The organism is Mycobacterium sp. Root135 (assembly GCF_001426545.1).
Taxonomy (GTDB): Bacteria; Actinomycetota; Actinomycetes; order Mycobacteriales; family Mycobacteriaceae; genus Mycobacterium.
This window is the reverse complement of sequence record NZ_LMEZ01000007.1, coordinates 504305-520916: the sequence shown is the minus strand read 5'-3', so window position 1 is coordinate 520916 and position 16612 is coordinate 504305. Positions and strand designations below refer to the sequence as shown.

Genomic DNA, 16612 nt, shown 5'->3' with positions numbered 1-16612 from the left:
ATCTTGCCCACCGTGCAATATTTGGCGTACGGTGGTCGGCATGTCAGAACCAACCCCAGGCGGCCTGCGGGAGCGCAAGAAGGCAGACACCCGACGGGCGCTGAGCGACGCCGCCCTGAGATTGGCCCTGGAGAACGGCATCGATCAGGTCACGCGGGAAGCCATCGCCAACCTGGCCGGGGTCTCGCTGCGGACCTTCAACAACTACTTCACCGGCAAGTACGAGGCGTTGGCCTATCGCCAGGTCGAGCGTCTGCGGCTCGGCATCGACGCGCTGCGTGCGCGGCCCGCGGACGAACCCCTGTGGACGTCGGTCACCGAGGCGATGCTGGCGCCCATGGAGGCCGAGCTCGCGGAGAACCCCGGCGACGGAGGCGATGCACCGTCGCGTGCCGAACTGGCCGAGATTCGAAAGATGCTAATGAATCCAGAGATTCGCAGCGCGATATCGAGGGACCTCTTCGACGAATGGGTACAGGCGATCGCCGAACGCAGCGGTACCGACCCGGCTCGCGACATGTATCCACGCCTCGTCGCTGCCGTGATGGGTGCGGTGGGCGACGCGGCAATGGAGACGTACGCCACGGCCGATCCGCCCGTGGCCATCACGGCGCTGTACCGCCAGGGCATGGCCGCCGTCGCGGCGGGGTTGCCGGAACCAACGCGTCGAGGAGGAGAACTATGACTGAGACCGACGTCGTCATCGCCGGAGCAGGCCCGAACGGCCTGATGCTCTCCTGCGAGCTCGCCCTTGCCGGGGTGCATTCCGTCGTCCTGGACCCGCAACCCGGTCCCGGGGCGGAGCCGAAGGCCAACGGCCTTGCTGGACAAGTGGTTCGGATGATCGATATGCGGGGCCTCTACCACGCCTTCGGTGGTGCCGACGGCCCACCGGTGCCGCTGCGGGAGTGGATGTTCGCAGGCATGCCGATCTTCTTGTCCGGGCTCGAGCACAACCCGATGCACGCCCTGATGATCCAGCAGCCCAGGCTGGTGCGCCTGCTCGAGAAGCGGGCCCGCGATCTGGGGGTCGACGTCAGATGGGGTCACGCGCTGCGTGATCTGACCCAGGATGGCGGAGGTGTCACGATCTCCGTCGACGCGCCGGGTGACCGCTATGACCTCGACACCGCGTACCTCGTCGGCGCCGACGGCGGTCGCAGTCTGGTCCGCAAGACCGTCGGCATCGCCTTCCCCGGCAGCACCTCCGACACGGTGACCCGACTTGCCGACGTCCACCTGCCCGACGCACTGCGTCGTGCTGACGGCAGCTACGAGATTCCCGGCTTCGGCCCGCTTCGATACCGGCACAACCGGCTGGACCGCGGCGGCTACGTCTTCTTCCAAATGCCGCACGGTCGAACGCTATTCGCCACCATCGAGCCAGGACGTCTCGGTGCCGACGCGCCACCGATGAGCCTGCAGGACCTTCGGGAGAGCGCGCGGCGAGTCCTCGGCGCGGACGTGCCGCTCGAGCTGCCGCAGGGGCCCGGCCCGCATGCGATGCGCCGGATGGACGGCACGAACACCCGATTGGCACAGACCTACCGGGTCGGCGGCGTGTTCGTGCTCGGCGACGCCGCACACGTCCACTCGCCGATGGGTGGTCCCGGCCTCAACCTCGGTCTGCAGGACACGGTGAACCTCGGCTGGAAGCTGGCCGCAGCGGTCAACGGCTGGGCGCCCGAGGGGCTGCTGGACACCTACGAGTCGGAGCGCCGTCCGGTGGGGGAGCGCGTGATGATGCAGTCGCTGGCTCAGCAGGCGTTGATGGCGCCAGGCCCGGAAGTGACTGCGCTGCGGGCGCTCTTGGGCGAGCTGCTCGACGAGTCGCAGGTCCGCGACCACATGGCGCACCTGCTGGCGGGCTCCGACGTCCGCTATCCCGTCGGTGACTCCCACCCGCTGTCGGGCTACCTCGCGCCGGAGCTGACGCTCAACGACGGCACGCGGCTCGCGGAGCTGCTGCACCATGCGCGGCCCGTGCTGCTTGACCTGTCGGGCGGCGGGTTCGCGGCGAGCGCGGGCGCGTGGGCCGACCGGGTCGACCTGGTGACGGGCGGCAGCGCCGACACCTCGGTGGCCGCTCTGCTGGTGCGCCCCGACGGCTACGTGGCGTGGGCGACGGACTCACCGGACGGGCTGGGGCTGCCCGAGGCGCTCGCCCGGTGGTTCGGCCCCGCCTGACCCTTCGCCGACCGCACGCATGTTGAACGCAAACGTCGAGAGACCCCGCAAACATGCGTGCAGTCGGCGGCCCGTCAGCCCCTGAAACCGCGTTCCCGCAGAGCCGCCCGCACCCGGGCCACGACTCGGGCCCGCTCAGAGCGCAGCTGCCTGGCGCTGACCCGCACGATGCACCAGCCTCGGGCGGCAAGGAACTCCAGCCGATCGATGTCGTTTGCGTAGTCGTCGGGGCCGGTCCAATGCTGCTCGCCGTCGTATTCGACGCCGACCTTCCATTCGGCCCAGCCCATGTCGACCCGCCGCACGACACGGCCCCAGTTGTCGAGTATCGGTATCTGAGTCGAAGGGCGGGGCAAGCCCGACCGAACGAGCAGCAACCGCAGGCGGGTCTCCTGCGGTGACTCCGAACCCGCGTCGACCAAGTCCATGACGCGTTGCAACCGTCGAACCCCACGCGCACCCGGGTGCATCCGCGCGACGAGCTCGACCGCCTCCGCCGTCACCGTCGTCGCATTGAGCAGTGCGTCGACCCGAATCACCGCGCTCTCCAACGGAAGTCGCCTGCCGAGGTCGTAGGCCGTGCGCGCGACCGTGGTGCAGGCGATCTCGCCGACCCGGCGCACCTCGTCGTCGCGAAGCTCGTAGCTGCGAACGGTGATTCCGTTGGGCGGGGGACGGCGGGAGTGGACGATCTCCACGGGTGCGTCGTCGGGCACCCACCGGCTGCCGAGCAGCGCTGCCGCCGAATGTCCGACCAGGGTGGCGTTCCGGCCCGACCACAGCCACGCCGCACGGCCCCGGTCGACGGCGGTCAGCTCGACGCCGCTGCGGACGTACACGTTGCGATGGAGCTTGGTGTAGCTGCGCCTCAGGTCGCGCCGGGTGAGGCTGCCGTCGGCCAAGGCTTCCGTCGCCACGACGAGTCGATCGGACACTCACCAATCGTCGGGCATGGCGGCGAGCCCGTTGCGCACCAATTCATCCGCCGACCGCACGCATGTTGAACGCAAACGTCAAGAGACCCCGCAAACATGCGTGCAGTCGGCGAACGGGTCAGGCCAGCGTGGCCCGCACCCCCACCGTGATGTACGGCAGCGCCAGGCCGGTGGCGTTCACCAGAGCGGGGTGGGTGGTCAGCAGCGTCCGCACGTCTTCGAGGGTCTTGGAGCGCACGTCGGCCGGTGAGGTGATGCAGTAGCTCCGCGACGCCACCAGGTCGATGAGCGCTTGCGGCGTCAGGTAACTCGTCCACTCGAACTGCTGGCGCTCCAGCCCGACGAACGGCGCGGGAAGCGTCACCTCACGGCTGAACGGATCTTCCTCGTGGCCCACGATGCGGCCGAGATCCTTGACCCAGCCCATCCGTTCGTCGCGCGTGTTCCACACCAGCCCGAGTCGGCCGCCGGGCCGAAGCACCCGCGCGACCTCCTTGATGGCCCGCTCCGGGTCGAACCAATGCCACGCCTGCGCGACGAGCACCGAGTCGACGCTGTCGTCGGGCAGCGGGATCTCCTCCGCACTGCCGAGCAACGCCGGGGTGTCGGGCAAGGAACGGCTGAGGACCTCGAGCATCTCCGGGATGGGGTCGACGGCGATGACGTCCAGTCCGCGTTCCACCAGTCGGATCGTCAGCTTCCCGGTGCCTGCGCCGAGGTCGAGGACGTTGCGCGCCCCGCTTTGCAGAAGCCAGTTGATGGCCTCCGGCGGGTACGACGGCCGGCCCCGTTCGTAGGCCGCGGCCTCCTCGCCGAATGACAGTGAGCGCTGCCGCGTTTCGTCGGTGGTCACGTGGACGCGAACTCCAATGTCTGCCTGATCATTTCGTAGACTGCCTCGGTTTCGACGAGGAAGCCGTCGTGGCCGAAGTCCGACTCCACGACGTTCAGTGCCTGACACGTCGGGAGCAGGTCGGCCAGTTCCTGCTGCAACCGCAGCGGGTACAACCGGTCGGAGGTGATGCCTCCGACGATCACCGGCACCGTGACCCTGCCCAGGGCCGCCGCCACCCCACCCCGGCCGCGGCCGACGTCGTGCGTGCTGAGCGCGTCGGACAGCGCGACGTAGGTGCCCGCGTCGAAGCGACGGGCCAGCTTGCCGCCCTGGTGCTCGAGGTAGCTCTGCACCGCGTAGCGCCCGCCGGTGACCGGATCTTCGTTGCCCTGGGCGTCGTTGCCGAACCGCTCGTCGAGTTCGGCCTCGCCTCGATAGGTCAGGTGCGCGAAGCGCCTGGCTATCTCCATGCCCACCTGGGGTGAGCGGCCGGTGCCGTGATAGTCGCCGTTCTGCCAGTTGGGATCCGCCTTGATGGCCGACACCTGGGTGCTCTGCGTGCCGATCTGGTCGGCGGTCGCACGGGCTCCCACTGCCAGAACCAGTGCCGCCCTGACGGTTTCGGGATGACCGACGATCCACTCCAGTGCGCGGGCGCCACCCATGGAGCCGCCGACGACAGCGGCCACCTGGGTGATGCCCAGCGCCGAGAGGGCCGCGAGGTCGGCGTTGACCTGGTCGCGCACCGTGATCGTGGGGAATCGCGAACCCCACGGTTTCCCGTCTGGCGCAAGCGAACTGGGTCCGGTCGAGCCGCGGCACCCACCCAGCACGTTGGTGGCGATCGCGCACCACCGCTCGGTGTCGACCGGCGCGCCGGGGCCTGCCACGCCGTCCCACCAGCCGGGGGTGGGGTGCTCAGGACCGGCGGGGCCGGTGACGTGGGAATCGCCCGTCAGCGCATGCAGCACGACGACGGCGTTGTCGCGATCCTCCGACAGCTCGCCCCAGCGCTGCACCGCGATCCGGACGTCGTCGAGGACCACCCCCGACTCCAACGTCAGGGGGCCGACGTCGACGATGCCGATCTGCGCTTCGGCGGGCAGCGTCAGCAGGGGAGTGTCCGGGGCTTCGATGATCGTCACTCTTCTTCTCTCACGACGATTCTCAACTCACACCGAGACCGTGGTGTGAGAGGCGTCCGAGACCGCGCTGGCGGCGACGAAGCCCTGCTCGAGGTCGGCGATGATGTCGTCGATTCCCTCGATCCCGACGGCCAGCCGCACCAGCCCCGGGGTGACGCCGGTGGCGAGCTGTTCGGTGGGGGAGAGCTGTGCGTGCGTCGTCGAGGCGGGGTGGATCACCAGCGACCGCACGTCACCGATGTTGGCGACGTGACTGTGCAGCGTCAGGGCGTTGACGAACGCCTTGCCCGCGTCGATCCCGCCGGCCAGCTCGAAGGCGAGCACGGCACCGGTTCCCTTGGGCGCCAGCTTCTTTCCGATGTCGTACCACGGCGACGAGGGAAGGCCCGCGTAGTTGACCGACACCACGCCGTCGTGGGCGCTGAGGAATTCGGCGACTCTCTGCGCGTTTGCGACATGGCGCTCGATGCGCAGGCTCAGTGTCTCGAGACCCTGAGCGACGAGGAAGGCGTTGAACGGTGCCCCCGCCGAACCGAGGTCGCGCAGCAGCTGCACCCTGGCCTTGAGCGCGTACGCGGGCGGCCCGAGCTCGGAGAACACCACACCGTGGTAACTCGGGTCCGGGGTGGTGAAGCCGGGATGGCGGCCTTGAGTCCAGTCGAAGTTGCCCGAGTCGACGATCACACCGGCGATCGCCGTGCCGTGCCCACCGAGGTACTTCGTCGCCGAGTGCACCACGATGTCGGCGCCATGGGCGATCGGCTGGATGAGGTACGGCGTGGCAATGGTGTTGTCCACGATCAGCGGGACGCCGTTTTCATGGGCCACCGAGGAGACCCCTGGGATGTTCAGGACGTCGATCTGGGGGTTGGAGATCGTCTCGCCGAAGAACGCCTTGGTGTTGGGCCGCACGGCCGCTCGCCAGGAATCCAAGTCGTCGGGGTCGTCGACGAAGGTGGTCTCGATGCCCAGCTTGGGAAGCGTGTAGTGGAAGAGGTTGTACGTGCCGCCGTAGAGGCGCGGGCTGGAGACGATGTGGTCACCGGCGCCTGCGAGGTTGAGGATCGCGAACGTCTCGGCCGCCTGACCGGAGGACAGGAACAGCGCGGCCACGCCACCTTCGAGGGCCGCGATGCGTTGCTCGACGACGTCCTGCGTGGGGTTCATGATGCGGGTGTAGATGTTGCCCGGCTCGGCGAGGCCGAACAGCGCCGCGGCATGGTCGGTGTCCCTGAACGCATACGAGGTGGTCTGGTAGATCGGCAACGCCCGCGCGCCGGTGGCGACGTCGGGGCTCTGGCCGGCGTGGACCTGCTTGGTCTCGAACGCCCACGAAGCGGTCGGATCGATGATGTCGGTCATTGAGGATGTCTCCTGAAAATGAGAATGGGGTGCCACTGGGATGTCAGCAGGGCACGAATCAAGCCTGGAAATGGTTCAGCGTCAACAACACAACGGGGGCCTCCGCATCAGGTTTCCCTGTCTACTAAGGGGCCCGTCATGGCGGGCCCGCGCTTGCCGTGTAGCCGACTGCGGCTACTCAACCTGGTCATCACCCAGGGCACCCCACCGCGGTTGGAGGGTTGCCGGCCAGCAAGCCGGGGCTTGACGCTGGCACTCATGACCGAAACGAAGCGTATCCCACGACGTCGTGTGGGTGCCAGTGTGATCTAGCTCGGGCAACCCTGGCGGTTGGCTGACTCGAGCGCCTTTGGCGCGTCCTCGATCGACTGGTGCACCAGGTCGAGGACCTGCGGGTCCCACGTGAGCGCGGTGTTCCGCTCCAGTTTGGCGGCGTTGGAGACGAAGATGCTGTGGGTGTCGTCGACGGTGTAGCAGCGACGGTGCGGAAGCACGGAGTCGGCGACGTCGACGGCGTGTGCGCTGGACAGGGCGACCAATCCGTCGTTGGGCCACACCACGGGATTGGCCTGGCCGGGCATGGTGAACCGCTTCCCGGCGATCAGGACGACGGGGATGTCGTCCAATACGCCGGACTGGAACTCGTTCCAGCCCGTGGCACCCATCAGGTAGGCCCTGTTGACCTCGCGGCCGCTGCCCGACATCAGGCGGAGGACTTCGTCCTTCATGCCCTTCATGGCGGTCTCGCAGAGCGCGTTGCCCAGGCAGTCGGTCAGGGGCAGGTTGCCGTTGGCGTAGTCCGACAGGTAGGAGCCCTGCCACGGGGTGCCGAGCGTGGTCAGCGAGCGGATGTGCACCGGCGAGCTGGTGCTGGTCAGCACGCGGATGGCCGAGCGGGAGTACAGCCCGCCCATCGAATGGGCGACGAAGTCGACGTCGGTGACGCCCTTCTCGGTATGCAGCCAATTCAGGAAGCGCGCCAAGTGTTCGCCGGCGGTGTCGATGCTGGCGGTCGAGTCGACCGTCATGTTCTCCGGCAGGGTGACGGGGCAGATTCCGAAGGGTCCGAAACCGGTCTGGTCGACCACCTGTCCGCGGCCGGCCATGGCTGGTGAGGTGTAGACGGTGTAGCCCTGCTCGAGCAGGTGTTCGCGCAGTGACGTGTCGGTGTTCCCGGCGGCCAGGCCCGTGGCGCACGCCTGGTCCGGGGTGGTGAACGGGCTGGTCGCGTCCCCGCCGGAGACGATCACGACGGCCTGGGATGAGGGGCGCTTCTCGGGTTCGGTCGGCGCGGCGGGTTCGCTGCCGCAGCCGGCCGTCAGCACCGTCGTGAGGATTGCCGCCGCCGCTGCCAGTATTTGCCTCACGAGGCCGCAGCGTAACTGTCCCCAGCGTCAACAGATCATGATTGGCCGAGTCACCCACGCCATCCGTGGCAGGAGAGCTACGCGTAGGTTCGTACTCGACGCGATAATGACCTTGAACGCAGATAGACCGTGACGCCGGGAGACAGATAAGTGACTGAGCAGCCGACCATCATCTACACCCTGACCGACGAAGCGCCGCTGTTGGCGACGCACGCCTTCCTTCCCGTGGTGCGCGCGTTCGCGGGCGCCGCCGGCATCGACGTCGAGACCAGCGACATCTCCGTCGCGGCCCGGATCCTGGCCGAATTCTCCGACTACCTGACCGAAGAGCAGCGGGTGCCGGACAACCTCGCCGCGCTCGGCAAGCTCACGCAGCTGCCGGACACCAACATCATCAAGCTTCCGAACATCAGCGCCTCGGTGCCGCAGCTGCTGGCCGCCATCAAGGAGCTCAAGGCCAAGGGCTACGACCTTCCGGACTACCCGGGCGAGCCGAAGACCGACGAAGAGAAGACGATCAAGCAGCGCTACGGCACGTGCCTCGGCAGCGCGGTGAATCCGGTGCTGCGCGAAGGCAACTCGGACCGCCGTGCCCCGAAGGCCGTCAAGGAGTACGCCCGCAAGCACCCGCACAGCATGGGCAAGTGGTCGCAGGCGTCGCGCACGCACGTGGCGACGATGCGGCACGGCGACTTCTACCACGGTGAGAAGTCGTTGACGCTGGACAAGGCCCACACCGTGCGGATGGAGCTGAAGACCAAGGACGGCGAAACCCTGGTCCTCAAGCCCGAGGTCAAGCTCGACGCGGGCGACGTCATCGACAGCATGTTCATGAGCAAGAAGGCGCTCTGTGAATTCTTCGAGACGGAGATGCAGGACGCCTACGAGACCGGCGTGATGTTCTCGCTGCACGTCAAGGCCACGATGATGAAGGTCAGCCACCCCATCGTCTTCGGACACGCGGTGAAGGTGTTCTACAAGGATGCGTTCGCCAAGCATCAGCAGCTGTTCGACGAGCTGGGCGTCAACGTCAACAACGGTCTGAGCGACCTCTACGCCAAGATCGAGTCGCTGTCCGCGACGCAGCACGAAGAGGTCATCCGCGACCTGCACGCCTGCCACGAGCACCGTCCCGAGCTGGCGATGGTCGACTCGGCGAAGGGCATCACCAACTTCCACTCGCCAAGCGACGTGATCGTCGACGCGTCCATGCCCGCGATGATCCGCGCCGGCGGCAAGATGTACGGCGCCGACGGCAAGCTCAAGGACACCAAGGCGGTCAACCCCGAGTCGACGTTCTCCCGGATCTACCAGGAGATCGTGAACTTCTGTAAGACCCACGGCCAGTTCGACCCGACGACGATGGGCACCGTTCCCAACGTCGGCCTGATGGCGCAGAAGGCCGAGGAGTACGGCAGCCACGACAAGACCTTCGAGATTCCCGAGGACGGCGTCGCCGACATCGTCGACGTCGACACCGGCGAGGTGCTGCTCACACAGAACGTGGAAGAGGGCGACATCTGGCGCATGCCGGTGGTGAAGGACGCTCCGATCCGCGACTGGGTGAAGCTGGCCGTCACCAGGGCCCGCGAGTCCGGCATGCCGGTGGTGTTCTGGCTCGACCAGGAGCGGCCGCACGAGAACGAGTTGCGCACGCTGGTCAACAAGTACCTCCAGGACTACGACACCGACGGCCTCGACATCTCGATCATGAGCCAAGAGCGCGCGATGCGGCACACCATCGAGCGGGCCATGCGCGGCCAGGACACCATCGCCGCGACCGGCAACATCCTGCGCGACTACCTGACCGACCTGTTCCCCATCCTGGAACTGGGCACCAGCGCCAAGATGCTGTCCATCGTGCCGCTGATGGCCGGCGGTGGGTTGTACGAGACTGGCGCAGGCGGATCGGCACCCAAGCACGTCAGCCAGCTGGTGGAGGAGAACCACCTGCGCTGGGATTCGCTCGGCGAATTCCTCGCGCTGGCCGCCAGCTTCGACGGTCTTGGCGCCAAGGAGGACAACCAGAAGGCCAGGATCCTCGCCAAGACGTTGGACTCGGCGACCGGAAAGCTGTTGGACGAGAACAAGAATCCGTCGCGCAAGACCGGTGAGCTGGACAACCGTGGCAGCCAGTTCTACCTCGCCATGTACTGGGCGCAGGAGCTGGCGGCGCAGACCGAGGACTCCGAGCTCTCCGCGTACTTCGGACCGCTGGCCAAGGCGTTGGCCGAGAACGAGGAGACCATCGTCTCCGAACTCAATGGGGTGCAGGGTGATTCGGTCGACATCGGCGGCTACTACTACCCGGATCCCGAGAAGGTCACGGCCGTGATGCGTCCGAGCAAGACGTTCAACGAGGCGCTGGAGTCCGCTCACGGCTGACGCACCCGCGGGTGCCCTTGTAATGTGGCTCACATGTCCAAGATCAAGGTCGACGGCACGGTCGTAGAACTCGACGGCGACGAGATGACTCGCATCATCTGGACGCTGATCAAGCAGACGTTGATCCTTCCGTATCTCGACGTCGACCTCGAGTACTACGACCTGGGCATCGAGCACCGCGACGCGACCGACGACCAGGTCACCGTCGACGCGGCCAACGCCATCAAGCGGCACCACGTCGGCGTCAAGTGCGCCACGATCACGCCCGACGAGGCCAGGGTCGAGGAGTTCGGGCTCAAGCAGATGTGGTTGTCGCCCAACGGCACCATCCGAAACATCCTCGGCGGCACCATCTTCCGAGCGCCAATCGTGATACACAACGTGCCACGATTGGTGCCCGGCTGGACCAAGCCGATCATCATCGGCCGCCACGCGTTCGGTGACCAATACCGCGCCTTCAACACGAAGGTCGACGGGCCCGGTACCTTCACCGTCACGTTCACCCCGGCCGACGGCGGTGAACCGATGGTGCACGACGTGGTGCAGATCCCCGACGAGGGCGGCGTCATCATGGGGATGTACAACTTCAAGAAGTCGATCCAGGACTTCGCCCGGTCGTCGTTCAAATACGGCCTGCAGCAGAACTATCCGGTTTACCTGTCGACGAAGAACACCATCCTCAAGGGCTACGACGGCATGTTCAAGGACGAGTTCCAGCGCATCTTCGACGAGGAGTTCAAGGCGGAGTTCGACGCCAAGGGGCTGACCTACGAGCACCGGCTCATCGACGACATGGTGGCCTCCTGCCTCAAGTGGGAGGGCGGCTACGTCTGGGCCTGCAAGAACTACGACGGCGACGTTCAATCCGACACCGTCGCACAGGGTTACGGCTCACTGGGGTTGATGACCTCGGTGTTGATGACCCCTGACGGGCAGACCGTCGAAGCCGAGGCCGCGCACGGCACCGTCACCAGGCACTACCGGCAGCACCAGGCGGGCAAGCCGACCTCGACCAACCCGATCGCCTCGATCTTCGCGTGGACCCGTGGGTTGGCGCACCGGGGCAAGTTGGACGGCACGCCGGCGGTCGTCGAGTTCGCCGAGACGCTCGAGGAGGTCGTGATCGGCACGGTCGAGGGTGGCCACATGACCAAGGACCTCGCGCTGCTGATAGGGCCGGAGCAGAGCTGGCAGACCAGTGAGGAGTACCTCGGCACCATCGCCGATCACCTCAGGAAGGCACTCGCCTAGGGCTCAGCCCGCAGGCGGGATCTGCCGTTCGCGTTCGGCATGGGCTCCGACGAAGTCGGCGATTAGCTCGGTGACCCGGCCCGGCGCCTCGAGCATCGGGATGTGGCCGAGGCCGTCCAGGCGAACCACCCGGGTGTCCCGGGGCAGGTTGTCGATCAGGTAGCGGTTGCCCCGCGGGGTAGGGAAGACCCTGTCCTTCTCGCACAGGACGAGTTGGGTGGGGACCGCGACGTTGGCCAGCTCCAGCAGTCCGGGCAGTCGCAGCGTCTTGACCAGCAGCTGGAAGTACGCCGTGCAATGCGTGGCGTCGTCGATCAGCTTGACCAGGTCGGGGTGACTCGGCCCGTCGGCGGGGCCGCTGACGGCGAGCGTCGCGATGCGTCGGGCGAACGGCAGGCCCAGGATCCGGGGTCCCAGCAGGCGGGCCGCGGCCAGCACGGGGCCACCGGCGAGGAACTTCAGTACGGTCTCGTACTTGGTGAGCGAGTGTTGCGACCAGCCGCCGGCCGGTGCGATCGCCGTCAACGACCTGGCTCGACCGCGTCGTTCCAGCTCGAAGGCGACCCAGCCGCCCAGTGAGTTGCCGACGACGTGGGCGGTGTCCCAGCCCAGCTCGTCCATCCGTCGTTCCACGTCGTCGACCAGGTCTGAGGTGCCCATGACCCACGACGTCGCCGGGCGGCCTCCGTTGTGGCCGACCATCGTCGGCGCGAACACCTCGTATTCGCCGGTGTCCGCGAGTTGTTCGGCAACGGTCTGCCACACCGCCTGCGAGCACAGGAACGGATGCAGCATCACGATCGGCTCGCCGCCGGAGTCGCCGAGGTGGATCGGGTCACGCGTCGTCATGCCGCCGACACTAAGGTGATACCGCCGGTACCGCAAGAATCGTGCCCGGCGCCCTCGGCTAGGGTCTGTCCCTCGTGATCGTCACCACCGTCAACGTCAACGGCATCCGCGCCGCCGTCAAGGAACGCTCCGCCGAGAATCGCGGCCTCCTGCCCTGGCTCGAAAAGACCCCGGCCGACGTGATCTGCCTTCAGGAAACCCGCGCCGACGACGAGCAGCTGGCCCAGGCGCTGGCCCCCGCCATCGATGCCGGGTGGCATCTGGCGTCGGCCGATCCACACCTCAAGGGCCGCAACGGTGTTGCGGTGCTCAGCCGGCACCCGATCACCCGTGCGCTGGTCGGTCCCGGGGCCGACGAGTTCGCCGCGCACGGCCGCTACCTCGAGGTCGACACCGCCGATCTCACGGTCGCCAGCATCTACGTCCCCACCGGCGAGGCGGAGACCGAGCGGCAGCGGGAGAAGGAACGCTTCCTGGCTGCCATTGCCGCGCGGATGAAGGTCCTAAACGGCGCCGGACGTGACGCCGTGGTGTGCGGCGACTGGAACATCGGTCACACCGAGAACGACATCAAGGCATGGAAGGCGAACCAGAAGAAGGCCGGCTTCCTGCCCGCCGAACGGCAGTGGGTCACCGACCTGCTGGCCACGGGATGGGTCGACGTGGTCCGCGCGATGCATCCCGACGTCGCAGGGCCGTACAGCTGGTGGTCGTGGCGCGGCAAGGCGTTCGACAACGACGCGGGGTGGCGCATCGACTATCAGCTGGCCAACCCGACGCTGGCCGAGAAGGTCGTCGCCGCCCGGGTGGAGCGCGCCGAGCTCTACGCGTTGCGCTGGTCCGATCACGCCCCGGTGACCGTCGAGTACGCCTGACCCAAGATCACCCGGGATGACGAGGGTGGAAGGATCAACGCCATCATGAGTGACTCGAATCGGCGCGTCGTCTTCTCCGGCGTGCAGCCCACGTCCGACTCCCTCCACCTCGGCAATGCGCTTGGCGCCGTCAGCCAGTGGATCGGACTGCAGGACGGGTACGACGCCTACTTCTGCGTCGTCGACCTGCATGCGATCACGATCGCGCAGGACCCCGCCCTGCTGCGCAAGCGCACCCTGGTGACCGCCGCGCAGTACCTCGCGCTGGGGATCGACCCGGCCCGGTCGACCGTCTTCCTACAGAGCCACGTGCCCGCGCACGCCGAATTGGCATGGGTGCTGGGCTGTTTCACCGGTTTCGGGCAGGCGTCACGGATGACCCAGTTCAAGGACAAGTCGCAGAAGGAGGGTGCGGACGCCACGACCGTTGGTCTGTTCACCTACCCGGTCCTGATGGCGGCGGACGTCCTGCTGTACTCCACCGACCTGGTGCCCGTCGGCGAGGACCAGCGTCAGCACCTCGAACTCGCCCGCGACGTGGCGCAGCGGTTCAACGCGCGCTTCCCGAAGACGTTCGTGGTGCCCGAGCCGATGATCCAGAAGGCGACCGCCAAGATCTACGACCTGCAGGACCCGACGGCCAAGATGAGCAAGTCGGCCGCCACCGACGCGGGACTGATCAGCCTGCTCGACGATCCGAAGAAGACCGCCAAGAAGATTCGGTCCGCCGTGACCGACAGCGAGCGTGAGATTCGCTTCGACCGCGAGGCCAAGCCGGGGGTGTCCAACCTGCTGACGATCCAGTCGGCGGTCACCGGCACCGACGTCGACGCGCTCGTCGAGGGGTACGCCGGCCGCGGTTACGGCGACCTCAAGGCCGACACCGCGGACGCGGTCGTCGAATTCGTCACGCCGATCAAGGCCAGGGTCGACGAGTTGCTGGCCGACCCGGCCGAATTGGAGTCCGCGCTGAGCGCGGGCGCAGCGCGGGCCAACGAGGAGTCTGCAAAGATGCTGGCGCGGGTATACGACCAATTGGGATTCCTCACCAAGCGTTCCTAGGCCATCAGGAGGCCGGCGTGACCGAACCGGCCGAGCCAGGCGTGTTGGACCGGCTCCGAGCAAGGTATCGCTGGTTCGACCGCATCATGGCTGCCCAGGGGCGCTATGACGAGAGCAAGGGCGACTTCTACGCCGCGGGCATCACCTACTTCACGATCTTCGCGCTCTTCCCTCTGCTCATGGTCGCCTTCGCCGCGGGCGGCTTCGTGTTGGCCAGCAGGCCGGACCTTCTGGCGGTCGTGGAGGGCAAGATCACCGGGTCGGTGTCGGGCGATCTCGGAAAGCAGCTCGTCGACCTGATGAAGTCGGCGATCGAATCCCGCACCTCGGTTGGCGTCATCGGCTTGGCCACCGCAGCGTGGGCGGGGCTCGGCTGGATGGCGAACCTGCGGGAGGCCCTCAGCCAGATGTGGGGCCACCAGCGGGGTGAGCCCGCCGGCTTCCTGAGCACCAAGATCTCCGACCTGTTGGCGCTGCTGTCGGCATTCGTGGCCATCGTCGTCACCGTCGCGCTGTCGCTGCTCGGCAACAGGACGGTGATGCGCAGCGTCGTCGAGTTCTTCGGCATCCCCGAGTTCACGGGGCTGGGCGTGTTGTTGCGGCTCGCCGCGCTCGTCGTGTCGGTCGGCATCTCCTGGCTGTTGTTCACCTGGATCATCGCCCGGCTGCCGCGGGAGTCGGTCAGCCTGCGCAGCGCCGCGCGGGCCGGGCTGCTCGCGGCCGTCGCGTTCGAGGTCTTCAAGCTGGTCGCCTCGGTGTACCTGGCCTCGGTGATCCGGGGGCCCGCGGGCGCCACCTTCGGTCCGGTCCTCGGTCTGATGGTGTTCGCCTACATCACCGCCCGCCTGATCCTCTTCGCGACCGCGTGGGCCGCGACGTCACGGGACAACCTGGCGGCGGCGCCGGTCGGGCCGCCGGATCCCGCCGAGATCACCACCCGGGTGGAGATGCACGAGGGCATCGGCGTCCGCGGGGCGGTTGCCGCCGTGGGTGTCGGTGCGCTTGGCGCCCTTGGCCTTTCCCGGCTGACGCGGCGACGTTGAGCGCTTAGTCGGTCGGGCGCCGGTTGAGCGACCGAGCGGCCATGATGAGGCCGAATACGACGATCGCTCCGACGACGCCCACCCCGACCCGCACGGGCACGGCGTCGGCGGTCGGCAGGGGTGAGGCGGCCACGTCCTGGGCGGGAACGTTGTCACCGAGCGGGTTGGCCGCCCGCGCAACCAACGACGGGTCGGGATCGATCAGCGAGCCGACCTTCGTGCCAGGGTCGGTCGCGAATCCGTAGTCGAGCAGGTGTGCGGCCTGCTCCCACGGCGCGATGGGTATCCGGGTGCCGCGCAACATGATCACGACGAGCCGCCGCCCGTCGCGCTCGGCCGCGCCGACGAACGTCTGTCCCGCGTCGTCGGTGAAGCCGGTCTTGCCGCCCAGTGCGCCGGGGTAGTTGTAGAGCAGCTGGTTGTCGTTCTCCAGCTCGTAGGCGGGGCTGTCTTCGCCGCCGTCGCGGTTGGGGTGGCCGGGGAAGTTGAACGTCTTGGTGGCCACGACGTTGGCGAACACGGCGTTCTGCCAGGCGTAGCGGTAGAAGAGTCCCAGGTCGTAGGCCGAGGTGCTCATACCGGGGCCGTCGAGGCCGGACGGGGTGGCGGCGCGGGTGTCGCGACCGCCGAGCTTGCTCGCCAGGTCGTTGATCTTCTGCAGCGCGGTGTCCATGCCGCCGAGCTGGGCGGCGAGCGCGTGCGCGGCGTCGTTGCCCGAGTGCATGAGCAGTCCGTGCAGCAGGTCGTTGACGGTGTACTTGCCGCCTTGGTCGACGCCGACCCTGGTGCCTTCGGCCGCCGCGTCGTCGGTGGTGCCGATCACCTGCCGGTTGATCGGGAGCTCCCGCAGCGCCTGCATCGCCACCAGAACCTTGATGATGCTGGCCGGGCGGTGCCTGCCGTGCGGATCTCGGGCCGCGATGATGTCGCCGTTGTCGAGGTCGGCAATCAGCCAGGCCTCCGACGACACGTCGCCGGGGACGGGCGGGGTGCCGGGCGCGGTGATGATGCCGCACCCGGACAGAGCGTCACCGCCAAGCGGCTTGGCCGGCACGGGCAGGGGTGCAGGCGGGTCGCCGGACTCGGGAACCTCTGAGGAGTCGACGGCGGGAGGCGTCACCACCTTGTAGGGGCAGGCGTCGTCGGCGTTGGCCAGTGCGGGGCTGCCGAGCATGCAGAACGCTGCCAGGAGGGGAGTGGCTACCAACGCGGCAGCGCGTCGGGACACGGTGTGGAACGTCGCCATGGTGTCTGCAGGTTAGGCGACTGCCTTGGGTTTTCGGAGTTGCCACGCTGTTACCAGAGTGGCCGGTGAG

Annotated in this window: 14 protein-coding genes and 1 riboswitch; of the genes, 7 read left to right on the top strand and 7 right to left on the bottom strand. The window is 67.6% G+C overall.

The genetic code is table 11. The features are described 5' to 3' along the window. The first annotated feature begins 40 nt into the window (after positions 1 to 40). Positions 41 to 685, top strand: coding sequence for a TetR/AcrR family transcriptional regulator (locus ASD37_RS22655; RefSeq protein ID WP_056557531.1), 645 nt, complete (start codon positions 41 to 43; stop codon positions 683 to 685). Next, entirely contained in the window at positions 682 to 2187 is a 1506-nt protein-coding gene (locus tag ASD37_RS22650; protein WP_056556798.1) for an FAD-dependent monooxygenase, read from the top strand. Before ASD37_RS22655 ends, ASD37_RS22650 begins: the two co-directional genes overlap by 4 nt. A gap of 74 nt (positions 2188 to 2261) precedes the next feature. Here ASD37_RS22650 and ASD37_RS22645 read toward each other — a convergent pair whose 3' ends face one another. From ASD37_RS22645 to ASD37_RS22625, 5 genes are all read right to left on the bottom strand, one after another. Continuing rightward, positions 2262 to 3122, bottom strand: a complete 861-nt coding sequence (locus ASD37_RS22645; protein WP_056556795.1) for an endonuclease domain-containing protein — start codon at positions 3120 to 3122, stop codon at positions 2262 to 2264. A 118-nt stretch (positions 3123 to 3240) separates the two neighbouring features. Further along, complete coding sequence (locus tag ASD37_RS22640) at positions 3241 to 3975, bottom strand: class I SAM-dependent methyltransferase (RefSeq protein WP_056556792.1); 735 nt, start codon at positions 3973 to 3975, stop codon at positions 3241 to 3243. Then, on the bottom strand, positions 3972 to 5102 hold the full coding sequence (locus tag ASD37_RS22635) for a homoserine O-acetyltransferase (protein ID WP_056556789.1): 1131 nt from the start codon (positions 5100 to 5102) through the stop codon (positions 3972 to 3974). The genes ASD37_RS22640 and ASD37_RS22635 overlap by 4 nt, the downstream gene beginning before the upstream one ends. A 27-nt stretch (positions 5103 to 5129) precedes the next feature. Then, positions 5130 to 6464 (bottom strand): bifunctional o-acetylhomoserine/o-acetylserine sulfhydrylase, encoded by a 1335-nt coding sequence (locus ASD37_RS22630; protein WP_056556785.1) that lies wholly within the window; start codon positions 6462 to 6464, stop codon positions 5130 to 5132. A 144-nt stretch (positions 6465 to 6608) separates the two neighbouring features. Beyond that, positions 6609 to 6728: riboswitch (SAM riboswitch) on the bottom strand. Positions 6729 to 6772: 44 nt separating this feature from the next. Continuing rightward, positions 6773 to 7831: a triacylglycerol lipase gene (locus tag ASD37_RS22625; protein WP_056556781.1), complete on the bottom strand. Its 1059-nt coding sequence runs from the start codon at positions 7829 to 7831 to the stop codon at positions 6773 to 6775. Between the two features lie 150 nt (positions 7832 to 7981). On the opposite strand from ASD37_RS22625, the gene ASD37_RS22620 reads away from it, so the two are divergent. Continuing rightward, complete coding sequence (locus tag ASD37_RS22620; protein WP_056556779.1) at positions 7982 to 10216, top strand: NADP-dependent isocitrate dehydrogenase; 2235 nt, start codon at positions 7982 to 7984, stop codon at positions 10214 to 10216. A gap of 33 nt (positions 10217 to 10249) precedes the next feature. Beyond that, on the top strand, positions 10250 to 11467 hold the full coding sequence (locus ASD37_RS22615) for an NADP-dependent isocitrate dehydrogenase (protein WP_056556776.1): 1218 nt from the start codon (positions 10250 to 10252) through the stop codon (positions 11465 to 11467). 3 nt (positions 11468 to 11470) lie between these two features. On the opposite strand, the gene ASD37_RS22610 is transcribed toward ASD37_RS22615, so the two are convergent. After that, positions 11471 to 12316: an alpha/beta fold hydrolase gene (locus tag ASD37_RS22610; RefSeq protein ID WP_056556772.1), complete on the bottom strand. Its 846-nt coding sequence runs from the start codon at positions 12314 to 12316 to the stop codon at positions 11471 to 11473. A 74-nt stretch (positions 12317 to 12390) separates the two neighbouring features. On the opposite strand from ASD37_RS22610, the gene ASD37_RS22605 reads away from it, so the two are divergent. From ASD37_RS22605 to yhjD, 3 genes are read left to right on the top strand one after another with little or no spacing between them, the layout of a single operon-like run. Further along, the gene (locus ASD37_RS22605) at positions 12391 to 13191 is read left to right on the top strand and encodes an exodeoxyribonuclease III (RefSeq protein WP_056556769.1); all 801 of its coding nucleotides are present in this window, start codon (positions 12391 to 12393) and stop codon (positions 13189 to 13191) included. A gap of 45 nt (positions 13192 to 13236) precedes the next feature. Further along, the gene (trpS, locus tag ASD37_RS22600) at positions 13237 to 14253 is read left to right on the top strand and encodes a tryptophan--tRNA ligase (protein WP_056556766.1); all 1017 of its coding nucleotides are present in this window, start codon (positions 13237 to 13239) and stop codon (positions 14251 to 14253) included. Positions 14254 to 14270: 17 nt separating this feature from the next. After that, positions 14271 to 15296 (top strand): inner membrane protein YhjD, encoded by a 1026-nt coding sequence (gene yhjD / locus ASD37_RS22595; protein ID WP_056556763.1) that lies wholly within the window; start codon positions 14271 to 14273, stop codon positions 15294 to 15296. Positions 15297 to 15300: 4 nt separating this feature from the next. On the opposite strand, the gene ASD37_RS22590 is transcribed toward yhjD, so the two are convergent. Beyond that, on the bottom strand, positions 15301 to 16542 hold the full coding sequence (locus ASD37_RS22590; protein ID WP_056556760.1) for a D-alanyl-D-alanine carboxypeptidase family protein: 1242 nt from the start codon (positions 16540 to 16542) through the stop codon (positions 15301 to 15303). Between the last annotated feature and the right edge of the window lie 70 nt (positions 16543 to 16612).